The sequence below is a fragment of the Nocardia sp. NPDC047654 genome (assembly GCF_043205035.1).
Taxonomy (GTDB): Bacteria; Actinomycetota; Actinomycetes; order Mycobacteriales; family Mycobacteriaceae; genus Nocardia.
The window spans coordinates 121375-136600 of sequence record NZ_JBIDDF010000011.1; the positions used below are offsets into that span (position 1 = coordinate 121375).

Sequence of the window (15226 nt, forward strand, 5' to 3'; positions counted from 1 at the left end):
CGCCGCGGTCGCCCTGCGCGCCGCGTCCGCGCCGACCCAGGACCCGATGCGCCACCGTCGTGTCCACCGACACCGAAAGCAGTTATGAGCACCGCAGAAATCGTCGAAGTGTGGAATGGGCCCGGCCGCCGGGACGGGGTACTGACCTCCGTCGAGCCCCAGCACGACGGACTTCACCCGTCGCCGAGCAAACTGGCGTTCGAGCACTGGTACTTCGACGCTCATCTCGACACCGGGCACGTGGTGATCGGCTTCCTGACCAAACGGCGACCGGAGGATCTGCCCAACGCCAAACCATGGGTGGAGATGATGGTGTACGCCCCGGACGGCACCCGCCGCCAGGTGTCGCGGCGGTATCCGCGGGCTGCGGCGGTGTTCTCGGCCGACACCTGCGACGTGCGCATCGGCGCCAACCACGCCCACACCGAGTACCCGGCGCACGGGCTGCCGATTCACCACCTGCGCATGGCCGAGGACGGCTTGGTCTTCGACCTGCGATTCCACAACGAGACCCCCGGTTGGATGCCGGGCAAAGGCGAGACCCGCTTCGGGACGCGGGATTCGTTCGGGTGGGTCGTCGCGGCGCCGCGCGCCCGGGTGAGCGGCGCCATCGAGCTCGACGGCGTCCGCCACGAAGTCACCGGGCGTGGATATCACGACCACAACTGGGGCGTCGGCGATATGAAGAAGATCATCGACCGCTGGCACTGGGGGCGGCTCTACGTCGAGGACTATTCGCTGCTCTACGCCTCGGTGCTGACCCAGCGGCGGCAAGGCGGGCACGAGATCAGTCCGCTGATGCTCGCCCGTCACGGTGACATCGTGTTGTCCACCGGCGAGACGGTGCTCACCGAAGGTCCGGCGCGATTCCACCCGATCGCCGGTCGAACGTATCCGGAATGGATCGAACTGCGCGTGCCGGGGAGCGTGGATCTGCGCCTGGTCGTCGAGAAGGTCATCCATGCCCACGATTTGCTCGATGACATCCCCGTCGCTCGATCACCACTGATCAAACCGCTGGTGCATCGGCTGGTCGGCCATCCCGGCTACTTCCGGTTCGAGTCGTCGTTCGAATTGACCGTCCACACCGGGACCGGCATCGAGACGCGCACCGGCTCCACGCTGCACGAACTGGTCGCCCTGGCCTGACCCCGGCCCACCACCCAGCTCCCGGAGACGAAGACCAGCCCATGACGAACACCCGTCCCGCCCGTGCCGCGGACCCCGATACCGCTTCCGCCACAACGCGATTCGCCTATCTGAGCGGCTTCGGCAACGAGCATCAGAGCGAGGCGATCCCCGGCGCGCTGCCCACGGACCAGAATTCACCACAGCGGGCGCCATACGGCCTGTACGCGGAACAACTCTCGGCGACGGCGTTCACCGAACCCCGAGCGGTCAACCGGCGTAGCTGGGTGTATCGGATCCGCCCTTCCGCGCAGCACGGTGCGTTCACCAGGATCGACAACCGGACCTTCCGCAGCGCCCCGATTCTCGACGGCGTGGCCGACCCGAACAGGTTGCGGTGGGATCCGCTGCCGGACACCTGGCCGCGCGGTGACTTCCTCGACAGCATCTACACCCTGGCCGCCAACGGCTCGGCGTTGCAGCGTCAGGGCATCGCCGTGCACATGTACTGCGCCACCGAGACCATGCGTGCTCGCTACTTCGGTGACGTCGAGAACCTTCGACAAGGCCAGCACGGCGGAACTGACACCGCAGAAGAGCTGAACCACCTGCCGCTCGCCCACCGTCGGCGCCGCCGGGGTCTACCTCCGATCGAATTTGCCCATCCGCGCGGTGACCGAGGGTTGCGATTGGCCGGCCCAGCTATCCGTTTCGTGGGCGATCACCTCGTTGACCCGGTAGGAGAAATCCCTCAGCAGTCCCATCCGGCGGTCTATCTCCCCGTTGGAATTGGCGGCGGCCCGCGAGACAGATGCCCATTCCAGTTGGAAGTCGCACAACATCGCGTTGATCGACTGCGCGCTGCGGAGATCGCGCATCCACGCGGTGGAGACGCCGAAGAAGCGGTCGAATCCGGCGCCTCCGGCCGCGCAAGCGAGCAGGACGTACCCCCAGCTCGGGTCGATGGCGTGCACTCCGGCGGTCGTCAGTAACGGCACCAATATTCCGAGTAGGCCCAGAACGAGCGTCGTCGCGGTGAGGGCCAGGCTGGTTCGCCGCTTCGTTAGGCTGTCCCGCGAGTACCAATCGCGCGCGTCTATGGCATACGCCTCGACACGTTGGAACAGCCGGGCAAGGGTCTCATCGGAACTCGACCAGTCGGCGGATCGGAGGTCCAGCGAAGGCGGCACTCCGAGGTCCTGCGAGCGATCCCCGCCGATGGGCGATCGGTGCTCTGTCACGGCCGTACTGTATCTCCCCTACCTCCCCGGGTTCATCTTTCGGCCGTTCCACCGGTCGATCGCACGGCGTTGCGCGCTCCCGCGCGTCGCCGATCCGGCACCTCCAGGGTCCGACACTGCGCCGCAACGGGTTTCAGCGAAGGGCGGGGTGACCGGCCCTCCCCTCCGACGAGTCGGGCCCCCCACCCCGGTCCGGCACTCGCGCGTACCCATCGCCGATGCTCCGCGGCGCTCGAGCCGGACCGCGATCGCCTTGATTCGACCCCGACCGTGCTGTCTACCGAACGGCGGTGTTCACGCGGGTGTGCGCTTTCAGGGAGGCGGTTGCGGCGTCGGCGGCGCGCAGGGCGCTGTTGATGGAGATCTCGCCGCGCATGCCGGGTGCGGCCACCATGTGGCCGACAAGGTAGACGCCGTGGTTTCGATCGATGGCCCGCTGGAACAGATCCCAGCCGAAAGCCGCCGAAAGATTCCCCGTCTCAGCGTGATATGTGACGACACTGATCCGGTTGGCCATTCGATCGGCGGTGCGTTCATCCCAACGAGCGACCGCCCGGCTCCGGTGGCCCGTACCGCCTCGACGCAGCAGGGGCACCCGCGATCAGTTGCTCGAACGGTGAACCGCCATCACGGAAGACAGCAGGATGTGACGTGGCCACCGCGCAGGCACAGCGGAGCGATCGAGTCCGATGCGCCATGGCGGCGAGAACTCGCGGCATGGCGGTGCCGGTAATCAGATCGCGCTGATCGCAATCATTCATCGAACGCTGCCCGCCTCTTAGTGTCCGGATACCCCCTTCTGCCGGGCCGTGCGCACGGACGACCGCGGTCGGGGACTGCCATATCCGCCTCGGTTCTCGACGCCGAACCATCCTCGATTCGGAGCGAAGTGCAGCCAACCCCGTGGTCAGCGAAGGACACTCGGCTCGAACGAGTACCGAGCACTGCGCCGGGAAGGCTCGCCGGTCTCCGGGCGGCCCTGTCGACGCTGGACGGCCACTGGGGTTATGTGAGCGCCGCGGTCGGCAGCGTTGTCACACTGATCCTGCTGTTCCAGCCGTGGCTCCGCGCCGCGGGGGCGGACGGCAAAGCCAGCGCGAACGCCTTCGGCCGGATCACCGCGACCACCTCGTTCTTGAACACCTGGTCGTCCGCGCAACCGCCTACCGCCCGCATCAGCGGTGCCCTGGCGTTGCTTTCCGCCGCCGCGGTCGTCGTCACCGTTTGCCTGGTCGCGGCGAACCTCCGGCTTCGCACGGACATTTTGTCGCACGCGGCGACGGTTTCCACCGTGACCACCGCCGCTCTCGTCTTGCTGACGGTGCTCTACATCAACAGCCAGGCCCCCGAGTTACGCGCCATGCTCGCCCGGACCACCGACCTGGGTGGGCAGATCGGAATGGTGACGAGCTGGGCCTTCGGCAATGGCAGCCTCATCGCGCCGGGAGTCCGGCAGGTCTCCTACGACACCGCCGGACTCACACATTGGGCCCTGCTCGCCGGCGTCACCTCGCTGGGCTCGGCCGTCACCGCCGTCGCCCAATGGACATATAACCGCCCGGCCATTTCTCTGCGCCGCCCGGCCATTTCTCTGCGCCTGCCGTGGCGCAGCGCCGGGGATGGACCGGCCCGGCGAGACGAGCGTCAGCCCACATAACGCTTCGGCGAGCGCGTCACCGGCCCACCCGGTGACATGTGTCGGCGCATGCCCGTTGCCTCGCAGGTCAACCAGCCGCGACGGCGATCTTCCCGGCCCGGTGGCCGCACGGTGGGGTATCTCTCAGTGGGGCGCCGGGCGCAGGTGCACGACTTTCGTCCGAGTCATCTCGTCCAGCAATTCGGGTCCGTAACCGAAGCCCGATCCGCTGGCCCGCCGCGGGTGCGCGGCTCCACCGGGCGCCCCACCGAACACAGCGTTGATCTTCACCGTGCCGACCGGCAATTCTCGCCAGGCGTGCTGGGCATGGGCCATCGAAGGAGTGAGTACGGTCGCCGCGAGTCCGTAGTCGTCGGTGGCGGCCTCCACGATCCCCTGCTCGAACGTGTCCACCCGCCGCACCGGCGCGACCGGACCGAAGGTTTCCTCCCGCATGATGCGCATGTTCGAATCGCAGTGTGCCAGCACGGTTGCCGGATAATGCGCACCGGCGCCGTCGGGCACCACTCCGCCGGTCAGCAGATCGGCCCCGAGGTCCACCGCGTCGCGCACGTGAGCGTGGACCTGGTCGCGATGACGCCGGTCGACCAACGGCGCCGTCTCCCAGGACTCGGCTTCCGCGACCAGCGCCGCCAGAAAGGCCTCCGCGACATCCCGGTGCACGAAGATCCTTTCGACGGACACACAGATCTGGCCGGAATTCGCGAACGCGCCGAGCGCCGCCTGCCCGGCGGCCCAGAGGGGATCCACCCCGGCGTCGACGACGAGCGCGTCGTTGCCGCCGTTTTCCAGCAATGCCTTGACGCCCGTAACCGCCACACTCTTCGCGATCTCCCGCCCCGTGGACGTGCTGCCGACGTGCGCGACGACGTCCACATCGGTGCGCGCGGCGAGCAGCGCGCCGATCCTCCCGTCGCCTTGGACCGTCTGCAGCACCCCCTCGGGAAGCGCACGGGCGAGCAATTCGCCGAGCAGACCGCCGGTATGCGGTGCGCGTTCGCTCGGCTTGTAGACGACCGTGTTTCCCGTGGCCAGCGCCGCGCCGAGCAAGCCGCACGACACCGCGACCGGGTCGTTCCACGGTGTCAGCGCGACGACGACACCGCACGGCTCCCACACCATGAGGTCGGTCGCCTCGAAGTCTCCTTGCAGGGTCTTTCCCCGGTGCAGTGGCCCCAGCTCGGCATACTGCTCCAACGTCGCGGCACCGGTCAGCACGCCTTGTTTGCCTTCGGCCCGCGGGCGTCCTGTTTCGGCACGGTTGAGCTCGGCCAGCTCGTCGGCGCACTCGCGCAGCAAGGCGGCACCGGCACGCAGTGCGGCGGCCCGCTCCGCCGACGCGGTGCGCGCCCACGTCGACTGGACCCGATCGGCCAACTCGACCTGCCGATCGATCTCCGCGAGGCCGGTCATGGGCACATGGCCGACGGTGGCACCGGTGGCGGGATCGAGTATCTCGATCATTTCGGTTGCCCGATTCTCGGTGGGAAACGTGACAGCGTTCGGTGCGCTCATATCGCGAGCCATTGCCTGGCACCCCCTGTTCAAACTCGTCGGCACCGCCGTCCGCGTCAGCGGGCACCGGGAGCGACGGCACACCGCACGTCGATAGCTGACAGATTGCTAACAGGTGCGGAAACCTGGTTTGGTCGCGGGAATTACCGGCAAGAGCTACCGGCATGGCCGCAATCACCGAACGGCTGACCGTGCTGCTGTGGCACGTGCACGGCTCATGGACGACGTCGTTCGTCCGAGGGCCGCACCGATACCTGGTGCCGGTGGTGGACGGCGGTGGCCCGTGGGGGCGCGGACGATGCGGCCGCGACTGGCCCTCCGCAGAGGATGTGCCCGCGACGGCGTTGCGCGACACCGAGCCGGACGTGGTCGTTCTCCAGCGCCCGGAGGAAATCGACCTCACCGAGCGATGGCTCGGGCGTCGTCCCGGCGCCGACATTCCGGCGGTCTACGTCGAGCACAACACACCACGTCCCAGCGCGGCCACCACCAGGCATCCGCTGGCGGATCGCACCGACATCCCGATCGTGCACGTCACCCATTTCAACAACTTGATGTGGGACAGCGGACGCGCGCCCACCCGGGTTGTGCCGCACGGCATCGTGGACCCCGGCGCGCTGTACACCGGCGAACTGCCGCACGGCGTGGCCCTGATCAACGAACCGATGCGGCGCGGAAGGATCACCGGAAGCGATCTGCTGCCCGACTTCGCGATGGCGGGACCGGTCGATGTGTACGGCATCGGAGCGGACGCCTTCACCACCGACCGACCCACCGCCCACCCGATTCGCGGCATCGGCGACCTCCGGCAGTCGGCATTGCATCCGGAAATGGCGCGCAGGAGGGTGTATCTGCACACCGCGCGGTGGACCTCCCTCGGATTGTCGCTCCTGGAGGCCATGCACCTGGCCATGCCGGTGGTCGCCCTCGCCACCACCGAGGCCGTCGGCGCCGTGCCGCCGGAAGCCGGTGCCCTCTCTTCCGACGTCGCGGCGCTCACCGCGAAGTTCCACGAATTCCTCCACGAACCCGACCTGGCGGTGCTCGCGGGCAAGTCGGGACGGCAGTTCGCGCTGGAACATTACGGCCTCGAGGTCTTCCTGCGCCGGTGGGATTCCCTCCTCGCCGAGGTCACCCGATGAAGGCAGTGTCCCGGAGACAGAAGGCGGAATCATGAAGATCGCGATGGTGTCCGAGCACGCCAGCCCACTCGCCGCGCTGGGCGGGGTCGATGCCGGCGGACAGAACGTTCATGTGGCGGAACTGTCCGCGGCCCTGTGCAGACAGGGGCACGAGGTCACCGTCTACACGCGCCGGGAGGAGGCGCAGGCACCGCACACTGTGACCACCGAACAGGGCTATCGCGTGATCCGCGTCCCGGCCGGGCCCGCCCATCCCCTGCCGAAGGACGAATTGCTGCCGCACATGGGCGATTTCGGCGCATTTCTGCGAGCGCACTGGCAGCATCAGCGCCCAGACGTGGTGCACGCGCACTTCTGGATGTCCGGCCTGGCCGCCCTCCGGGCCGCTCGCCCCGCCGCCCTGCCGGTGGTGCAGACCTTTCACGCCCTGGGGGTGGTGAAACGCCGCCACCAGGGGGCGAACGACACCAGCCCGGCCGACCGGGTGCGCCTCGAACGATTGATCGCCGCACAGACCGACCGGATCATCGCCACCTGCACCGACGAGATCTTCGAATTGGCCAGGATGGGTGTGCCGCGGTCGCGCACCTCGGTGATTCCGTGCGGCGTCGATCTCGCCCAGTTCACGCCCGACGGACCGCGCGCACCGCGGTCGGCCGGGCACCGGATGGTCAGTGTCGGCAGATTGGTGCCGCGCAAAGGTTTCGACACCGCGATCACCGCGCTCACCAGCTTGCCCGACACCCAGTTGATCTTGGTGGGCGGCCCGGACGACGGCGACGTGGCCGATGACCCCGAAGGCAGGCGGCTGCTCGCACTGGCGGCGGAACTCGGTGTGCGCGACCGGCTCCATCTGCTGGGCCAGGTGCCGCGGACTCGGATGGCTCCGCTACTGCGGTCGGCGGATGTGGTCGTGTGCACGCCGTGGTACGAACCCTTCGGCATCACACCGCTGGAAGCGATGGCTTGCGGGGTTCCCGTGGTCGCGACCGCGGTCGGAGGTCTCATCGACACCGTCGTAGACGGGGTGACCGGCAGGCTGGTCCCACCCCAGGCACCGGCCGAGCTGGCCGAGGCGGTCCGCGAACTTCTCGCCACGCCTGCGATCAGGCAGAGCTACGGTCGCGCCGGGCGCGAACGCGTCGAAGCGCGCTACTCGTGGGACCGGATCGCCACCGAGACCCTGCACGCGTACCGGCGGGTGGCCGCCGCGACCGTACAGGCGCAGAACGAAAGCGGGCCCTCCGACGGTCGCGCGGTCGGCCGCGCCGGGCACAGCGACGGGCTTGCCACCGGGTCATCCGCGATAGATCACAGCATTCCCGCGAACGGCCACGGGTAGGCGAGACCATGTCCGCACAATACGAACGCGCCTTGGTCACCGGCGGTTGCGGATTCGTCGGATCGCACCTGTGCGAACAGTTGCTGGACGCGGGCACGGCCGTGGTCGCGCTGGACAACTTCGCCACCTCCGCGGTGGACAATGTCGCCCGGCTGCTGGACCGCCCCGAGTTCGACCTCATCCAGCACGACGTCACCGAGCGGTGGCCGGCGCTGGGCTTCTTCGACGTCGTCTTCCACCTCGCGTCGGCCGCCTCGCCTCCGGACTACCTGCGGCTGCCGATCGAGACACTCCGCGCCGGATCGCTCGGCACTGCCAACGCCCTCGACCTGACCGAGCGAAACGACGCGCGATTCGTCCTCGCGTCGACGAGCGAGGTCTACGGCGACCCGGCTGTGCACCCGCAGCCCGAGCAATACTGGGGACACGTCAATCCGGTCGGTCCGCGCAGCGTCTACGACGAGGCGAAGCGGTACGCCGAAGCGTTGACCATGGCACACCGCCGGGAACGGGGGCTCGATACCGGAATCGCCCGAATCTTCAACACCTATGGCCCCCGCATGCGTACCGACGACGGCCGGATGGTGCCCACATTCATCGCACAGGCGTTGTCGGACGCACCGCTCACCATCGCCGGAACCGGCGAGCAGACCCGCTCCCTGTGCTACGTCGACGACACGGTGCGCGGCCTGCTGGCGCTGGCGGCCACCGACCACCCGGGACCGGTCAACATCGGCAATCCGCACGAGATCTCCGTGCGCCGCCTCGCCGACGAGATCCGATCGGTAACCGGCAGCCGGTCGGTGGTGACCTATGTCGAGGGCGCGATCGATGATCCGAAGCGGCGCTGCCCGGACATCACGCTGGCCCGTCGGGCACTGGGCTGGGAGCCGTCGGTCGGCAGAGCGGAGGGACTGCGCCGCACGATCGACTGGTTCGCGGGGCGCGCGAGCGAGTCTGCTGAGAAGTTGCTACGGCGATAGCAGTCGTGCATGAATCGGTTTAGTGGTGACTTCAGCGGGTAGCGCCACCCATATGTCAGCGGGCAGACCGACAGGTCCCGCGTCTCCAACAGAAAGGCGGCCCGTGCGCATTCTCGGAATCAACGCGGTATTCCACGACCCCGCTGCCGCCCTGATCGTCGACGGAGAAATCGTCGCGGCGGCCGAGGAAGAGCGGTTCACCCGGCGCAAACACGGCAAGCGGCCGGTGCCGTTCTCGGCGTGGGAGGTGCCCGGGCAAGCGGCCGCATGGTGCCTGGAACGCGCGGGATTACGTCCTGATCAGCTCGACGCGGTGGGCTATTCCTATGACCCGAATCTGGTCGATCATTCGCTCGGCGGTCTCGATCAGAACAGCGAACCGATCCGGACGGACTACGCGTTCCGCGCGCCCGCATTCCTCGCCGCCGCCTTGCCCGGCCTGGATCCCTCGATCGTGCGCTTCGTACGACATCATCTGGCTCATGCCGCGTCCGCGGCTCTCGCGGCCCCTTTCGGCGACTCCGCGGTCCTGGTGGCCGACGGGCGCGGCGAAAGCCATTCCTATCTCGCCGGAGAATATCGGGACGGCAAATTCGTCGAATTGGCGTCACAGCGGCTGCCGCACTCACTCGGGTTGATGTACGAGGAGCTCACCGAGCATCTCGGATTCACCCGGTCGAGCGACGAATACAAGGTGATGGCTCTCGCCTCCTACGGCACGCCCCGCTTCCTCGACCGATTCCGCGAACTGCTGTATTCCGTCCGGGACGGCGGTTTCCACACCGAACAGGTGTACTGGGAGGAATTCGCTCCCGCCGTGACCGGCGGTGCGCTCGGCCGGGACCATGCCGACCTCGCCGCGAGTGTCCAGCGGCGACTCGAGGACGTGTTGCTGGAACTCAGCTCCTGGCTGCATCGCCAGACCGGACAGCAGAACCTCACGCTGGCCGGTGGCATCGCGCTGAACTGCGTGGCCAACAGCCGGCTGCACGCCGACGGCCCCTACCAACGGATCTGGGTGCAGCCGGCAGCCGGTGACGCGGGCACCGCGCTGGGCGCCGCACTGCAATTGGCGGCCGAGTTCGGTGAGCGAGCCACCCCGATGCGGGGGGCCGCGCTCGGCCGCGAGTGGACCGACCAGGAACTGGAGGCCATTCTCCGTACGGCGAAGGTCAAATACACCAGAGCCGAGGACATCGCGGCCGAAGTGGCGCAAGCACTCGCGGACGACCACGTGGTGGCCTGGTTCCAGGGCCGCGCCGAATTCGGTCCGCGCGCCCTCGGGCACCGCTCACTGCTGGCGCATCCCGGCCGGTCGGCGAATCTCGAACGCCTCAACGAGGTGAAGGGGCGCGAACAGTTCCGGCCGCTCGCACCGATGGTGCTCACCGACCGAGCCTCCGAGATCTTCGGACGCGGACCGTTGCCGAGCCCCTACATGCTTTTCGTCCACGACGTGGATCCGGCATGGCGGGAACGGATCCCGGCCGTGACGCATGTGGACGGCACCGCCCGGGTGCAGACCGTCGATCCCGCGGACAACCCGATTCTGGCGCGGATGCTGTCGGAGTTCGACAAGCGCACGGGGTTGCCGGTGGTGATCAATACGAGCTTGAACACCGCGGGCAGGCCGATGGTCGACTCGCCACGCGACGCCCTCGAGTGCTTCGGTTCCGCCCCGATCGATCTGCTCGCCCTCGGCTCGTTCGTGGTCCGCCGCCCATGAACGCCCACACCGTGGACTACAGCATCGTGATCCCGACTACCGGCCGGGAAAGCCTCCGCCTGCTGCTCGAGTCGCTCGCCGCCGCGTCGGGTCCGAAGCCACGGGAAATCATCGTGGTGGACGATCGGCCACAGGGCGGGGAGCTGACGCTGCCCGAGACAGCGCCTCCGGCGCGGGTCATCCGGTCGGGTGGCCGCGGACCCGCCGCAGCGCGGAACGCGGGGTGGCGGCACGCCGCGGGCACGTGGATCGCCTTCCTCGACGACGACGTGATCACCGCGCCGGATTGGCCCGCCCGCCTGGCCGACGACCTGCGCGATCTGGACCAGCACACCGCGGCGTCCACGGCCCGCATCGAGGTTCCGCTGCCGAAGCACCGGCGACCGACCGACGCGGAACGCGCGACGGCACGGCTGGCCACGGCGCGGTGGATCACCGCGGACATGGCCTACCGCAGGTCCGCGCTGGTCGCGGTCGGCGGCTTCGACGAGCGGTTCCCGATGGCCTTTCGCGAGGACGCCGACCTCGCGCTTCGGGTCTGCCTGGCGGGGTACGCCATCGCGTCCGGAAACCGGCTCACGCGCCACCCGGTCCGCGAATCGGGGCCCATGGCGAGTGTGCGAGCGCAACGCGGAAACGCCGACAACGCCTTGCTGCGGCGGAAGTACGGCGCTCGATGGCGCCGGCGCATCGGCGAAGACCAGGGACTCCTGCCCCGCCACGCGCTCACCACGGCAGCGGGCGCGGCGGCCATGGCGCTCGGCATCGCGGGCCGTCACCGGTCCGCGATCCTGCTCGCGGCGGCATGGACGGCGCTGACCGGTGCGTTCGCCGCGCGCCGGATCGCGCCGGGGCCACGCACACCGGCGGAGATCGGCCGGATGACGGTGACCAGCGCGCTCATACCACCGGCCGCGTGCTGGCACCGACTGCGCGGTGAGCTGCGCCACCGGAACGCGACCCACACCTCGCCCTTGGCGTTGTTGTTCGACCGGGACGACACCCTCATCATCGATATCCCCTACCTCGCCGATCCCGGCCGAGTGCAACCGGTGCCGGGGGCGGTCGACGCACTGCGGAAGCTGCGCGCCGCCGGCGTCCAGCTCGGCGTCGTGAGCAACCAGTCCGGTGTCGCGCGAGGGCTGATCAGTCCCGAACAGCTCGCCGCGGTCAACTCCCGGGTCGAGGAGTTGCTCGGACCGTTCGCGACCTGGCAGGTGTGCGTGCACGGCGAGGACGACGACTGCGCGTGCCGCAAACCCGAGCCCGGCTTGATTCGGCAGGCCGCCGCGGACCTCGGCGTCGACGTCGGCAGGTGCGTGGTCATCGGCGACACCGGCGCGGATGTGACCGCCGCGATGAGCGCGGGCGCACGCGCGATCCTGGTGCCCACCGCGAGAACTCGGCCCGAAGAGGTGCATCGCGCGCGTCGCGACGCGACCGTGGCGCAAGATTTGGCCGAAGCCGTACGGCTGGCGATGGCGGGCGCGCCATGACAGGCCGGGCGCTGGTGGCACGCATGGACAACTTCGGCGATGTGCTGCTGGCCGGTCCGTGCGTGCGCGCGGTGGCGGCGCACGTCGATTCGGTGACGCTGCTGACCGGACCTCGCGGCCGCGCCGCCGGTGACCTCTTGCCCGGTGGGCATCAGGTCTCGAACTGGTGCGCTCCCTGGATCGACCCGGAGCCGCCCCCGGTCACCTCGGCGGACACCACCGCGTTCATCGAGCGGATACGCGCCCTCGAGGTGGATCTGGCGTTGATTCTCACCTCTTTCCACCAGTCCCCACTGCCGCTGGCGCTCCTGCTCAGGATGGCCGGAGTCCCCTGGATCGGCGCCATCTCCGAGGACTACCCCGGTTCGCTGCTGGACCTGCGTCATCGCGTCCACGGCGATCCGCCCGAAGCCGAACGCGCGCTGTCGCTCGCGCAGGCGGCGGGTTTCCGGCTGCCGCCCGGCGACGACGGGAAACTCGCCGTCCGGCAACCGTTGCCGAAGGTCGGTGGTCTCACCGGCGAACCGGGGTACGTGGTGGTCCATCCGGCCGCGTCCGTCCCGGCGCGGCAGCCGTCGTCCTCCCGTTCCGCGGCCATCGTCGCCGCGCTGACCGGCGCCGGACACCGGGTGATCGTGACCGGCGACCGATCCGACCGACCGCTGACCCACGCGGTCGCCGGTGGGCACGCCATCGACCTCGGCGGAGCCACCACGCTGCCCGAACTCGCCGCCGTGCTGCGCGACGCGAGCGTGGTGGTGGCACCCAATACCGGGCCCGCGCACCTCGCCGCGGCCGTCGGGACGCCCGTGGTCTCGCTCTTCGCGCCGGTCGTGCCCGCCGAGCGGTGGGCTCCCTACGGCGTGCCGGTGGCCATGCTCGGTGACCAACGCGCCCCCTGCCGCGGCAGCAGGGCGCGCGAGTGCCCGGTGCCAGGGCATCCGTGCCTCGATTCGATCACCCCGGAGCAGGTCGTCACGGTGGCGGAAGAACTCGGTGCGGGCAGGTGTGAGCGTCTGCGGACAGGAGGTGCGCGGTGATCGAGGAGCATTTCGCGGCTTTGGCCACGGCACTGGAGCGCACCAGTCGCTTCGCGCCGAATATCCGCAGGTGGGGACGGGAACTGGCGACCGTGCTCGACAACGGTGGCCGGTTGCTCGCGTGCGGAAACGGTGGCAGCGCGGCCGAAGCCCAGCACCTGACCGGGGAACTGGTCGGCCGCTTCCGCAACGAGCGGCGCCCGTTCTCGGCGATCGCCCTGCACGCCGACACCTCGGCGGGTACCGCGATCGTGAACGACTACGGCGGAATCGAACTGTTCGCGCGGCAGGTTCGCGCGCACGGCAGGCCCGACGACGTGCTCATCCTGCTGTCCACGAGTGGCACCAGCCCCAACGTGGTGGCCGCGGCGAAGGCGGCGCACGACATCGGCGTCACCACGTGGGCCATGACCGGCCCCGCGCCCAATCCGCTTGCGGCACTGTGCGATGACGCCGTGGCCGTGGAGGCGGCCACCACTGCCACCGTGCAGGAAGTGCATCTGGTCTTGGTGCATGCCCTGTGCTCGGCACTCGACGACGCGCTGGGGGTACCGACTTGAAGCCGTTGGTCGTGGTCGGCGACAGTATCCTCGACGTCGACATCGAGGGCGTCGCCGACCGGTTGTCCCCCGAAGCGCCGGTGCCCGTGGTGGACGTCGAACGCCGGTGGGTACGTCCCGGCGGGGCCGGTCTGGCCGCCGCGCTGGCCGCGCAGGCGGTCGCGGACGTCTCCCTCATCACCGCGACCACCGACGACCGGGACGGCCACACCCTCGCGCGGCTGCTGGGCCGGGACGTTCGAGTCGTCACGATGCCGCTGCGGGGCGAGACGGTACGCAAGACCCGCATCCGCGCCGCCGGTCAGTCCCTGCTTCGGCTGGACACCGGTGACGGGACGGCGGATGGCGGCCGGCTCACCGCTTCGGTCACCGGGACCCTGCGGGCGGCCGGCGCGATCCTCGTCGCCGACTACGGCCGAGGCGTCGCCGCGCATCCGCAGATCCGGCACGTGCTGACCGAACTGGCCCGGTCGGTACCGGTGGTGTGGGATCCGCACCCCCGAGGCCCGGCCCCGACGCCGGGTGCCTCGCTGGTTACGCCGAATCTGAAGGAGGCGCGCCAGTTCGCACCGGGATATGTCGAAGCCGACGAATTGGCGAAAGTACTCCGTGACCAGTGGGCCGCGGATTCGGTTGCGGTCACCACCGGTTCGGCCGGGGCGGTGCTGGCCAACGGGAAGCGTCTCACCGTGGTGCCGGTGCCCGCCGAGATACGGATCGCCGGGCACGCCGGTACCGACACTTGCGGCGCCGGCGACCGATTCGCCTCGGCGGCGACCGCCGCACTGTGCCACGGGTCCACGGTGGCCGAGGCGGTGTCGCACGCCGTGGACGCGGCGGCCAGGTTCGTCGCGGCGGGCGGCGCGGCCACGTTGTCCATCTGCGACAGCGCCGCTGCCGCGGAGTCGGACACCACGGAAACGGACGGGTCGGCGTTCGAGGTGGCGGCGAGAGTACGGGCGGCAGGCGGCAGGCTCGTTGCCACCGGCGGCTGTTTCGACCTGCTGCACCCCGGCCATGTGAGCCTGCTGCGCCGGGCTCGGGCCATGGGCGACGCGCTGGTGGTCTGCCTCAACTCCGATGCGTCGGTGCGGCGTCTGAAAGGTCCGCACCGCCCGATCGTCCCCGCGCGCGATCGTGCCCGGCTGCTCGTCGCCCTGTCCTCGGTGGACGCCGTCGTCGTGTTCGACGAATCCGCACCGAGCGCACTGCTGGACCGCCTCCGCCCCGATGTGTGGGTCAAGGGCGGCGACTACACCGGCGTCGACCTCCCCGAAGCCGCGGTGGTCCGCGGTTACGGCGGCGAGATCGCGCTGATTCCGACTGTTCGCGGTTACTCGACAACACAACTGGTCGCCGCGACCCAGGCCCGCGGCTGACACGACGTAAGGAGCGC

13 protein-coding genes and 1 pseudogene are annotated in these 15226 nt (G+C 69.5%); 11 read left to right on the plus strand and 3 right to left on the minus strand.

Annotated features, from left to right (window positions below; genetic code table 11):
- Nucleotides 1-84: 84 nt before the first annotated feature.
- Nucleotides 85-1149 carry a lipocalin-like domain-containing protein gene (locus ACGF7Y_RS24990; protein WP_393237057.1) on the plus strand — a complete coding sequence of 355 codons (1065 nt, stop codon included), beginning with the start codon at nt 85-87 and terminating at the stop codon, nt 1147-1149.
- Nucleotides 1150-1190: 41 nt separating this feature from the next.
- Nucleotides 1191-1700 (plus strand): annotated as a pseudogene (locus ACGF7Y_RS24995) (homogentisate 1,2-dioxygenase); the annotation flags it as partial.
- Between the two features lie 69 nt (nt 1701-1769).
- Here the strand turns inward: ACGF7Y_RS24995 and ACGF7Y_RS25000 are convergent.
- On the minus strand, nt 1770-2369 hold the full coding sequence (locus tag ACGF7Y_RS25000) for an SLATT domain-containing protein (RefSeq protein WP_157114014.1): 600 nt from the start codon (nt 2367-2369) through the stop codon (nt 1770-1772).
- Nucleotides 2370-2646: 277 nt separating this feature from the next.
- Nucleotides 2647-2886 (minus strand): hypothetical protein, encoded by a 240-nt coding sequence (locus ACGF7Y_RS25005; RefSeq protein WP_393237060.1) that lies wholly within the window; start codon nt 2884-2886, stop codon nt 2647-2649.
- A gap of 372 nt (nt 2887-3258) precedes the next feature.
- On the opposite strand from ACGF7Y_RS25005, the gene ACGF7Y_RS25010 reads away from it, so the two are divergent.
- A complete protein-coding gene (locus ACGF7Y_RS25010; RefSeq protein ID WP_393237063.1) occupies nt 3259-4026 on the plus strand; it encodes a hypothetical protein in 768 nt (255 codons plus the stop codon).
- Between the two features lie 123 nt (nt 4027-4149).
- On the opposite strand, the gene ACGF7Y_RS25015 is transcribed toward ACGF7Y_RS25010, so the two are convergent.
- The gene (locus tag ACGF7Y_RS25015) at nt 4150-5541 is read right to left on the minus strand and encodes an aldehyde dehydrogenase family protein (RefSeq protein WP_393237066.1); all 1392 of its coding nucleotides are present in this window, start codon (nt 5539-5541) and stop codon (nt 4150-4152) included.
- Between the two features lie 164 nt (nt 5542-5705).
- On the opposite strand from ACGF7Y_RS25015, the gene ACGF7Y_RS25020 reads away from it, so the two are divergent.
- From ACGF7Y_RS25020 to rfaE2, 8 genes are all read left to right on the plus strand, one after another.
- On the plus strand, nt 5706-6683 hold the full coding sequence (locus ACGF7Y_RS25020; RefSeq protein ID WP_393237069.1) for a glycosyltransferase: 978 nt from the start codon (nt 5706-5708) through the stop codon (nt 6681-6683).
- Nucleotides 6684-6714: 31 nt separating this feature from the next.
- Nucleotides 6715-8025 (plus strand): glycosyltransferase, encoded by a 1311-nt coding sequence (locus ACGF7Y_RS25025; RefSeq protein WP_393237071.1) that lies wholly within the window; start codon nt 6715-6717, stop codon nt 8023-8025.
- A gap of 8 nt (nt 8026-8033) precedes the next feature.
- Nucleotides 8034-9008, plus strand: coding sequence for a UDP-glucuronic acid decarboxylase family protein (locus ACGF7Y_RS25030; protein WP_393237074.1), 975 nt, complete (start codon nt 8034-8036; stop codon nt 9006-9008).
- A 103-nt stretch (nt 9009-9111) separates the two neighbouring features.
- Nucleotides 9112-10734, plus strand: a complete 1623-nt coding sequence (locus ACGF7Y_RS25035) for a carbamoyltransferase (RefSeq protein WP_393237076.1) — start codon at nt 9112-9114, stop codon at nt 10732-10734.
- Nucleotides 10731-12230, plus strand: a complete 1500-nt coding sequence (locus ACGF7Y_RS25040) for an HAD-IIIA family hydrolase (RefSeq protein ID WP_393237079.1) — start codon at nt 10731-10733, stop codon at nt 12228-12230. The genes ACGF7Y_RS25035 and ACGF7Y_RS25040 overlap by 4 nt, the downstream gene beginning before the upstream one ends.
- The gene (locus ACGF7Y_RS25045; RefSeq protein WP_393237082.1) at nt 12227-13270 is read left to right on the plus strand and encodes a glycosyltransferase family 9 protein; all 1044 of its coding nucleotides are present in this window, start codon (nt 12227-12229) and stop codon (nt 13268-13270) included. The genes ACGF7Y_RS25040 and ACGF7Y_RS25045 overlap by 4 nt, the downstream gene beginning before the upstream one ends.
- Nucleotides 13267-13830 carry an SIS domain-containing protein gene (locus ACGF7Y_RS25050; RefSeq protein WP_062970204.1) on the plus strand — a complete coding sequence of 188 codons (564 nt, stop codon included), beginning with the start codon at nt 13267-13269 and terminating at the stop codon, nt 13828-13830. Before ACGF7Y_RS25045 ends, ACGF7Y_RS25050 begins: the two co-directional genes overlap by 4 nt.
- Nucleotides 13827-15209: a D-glycero-beta-D-manno-heptose 1-phosphate adenylyltransferase gene (rfaE2, locus tag ACGF7Y_RS25055; protein ID WP_393237085.1), complete on the plus strand. Its 1383-nt coding sequence runs from the start codon at nt 13827-13829 to the stop codon at nt 15207-15209. Before ACGF7Y_RS25050 ends, rfaE2 begins: the two co-directional genes overlap by 4 nt.
- Nucleotides 15210-15226 lie beyond the last annotated feature (17 nt).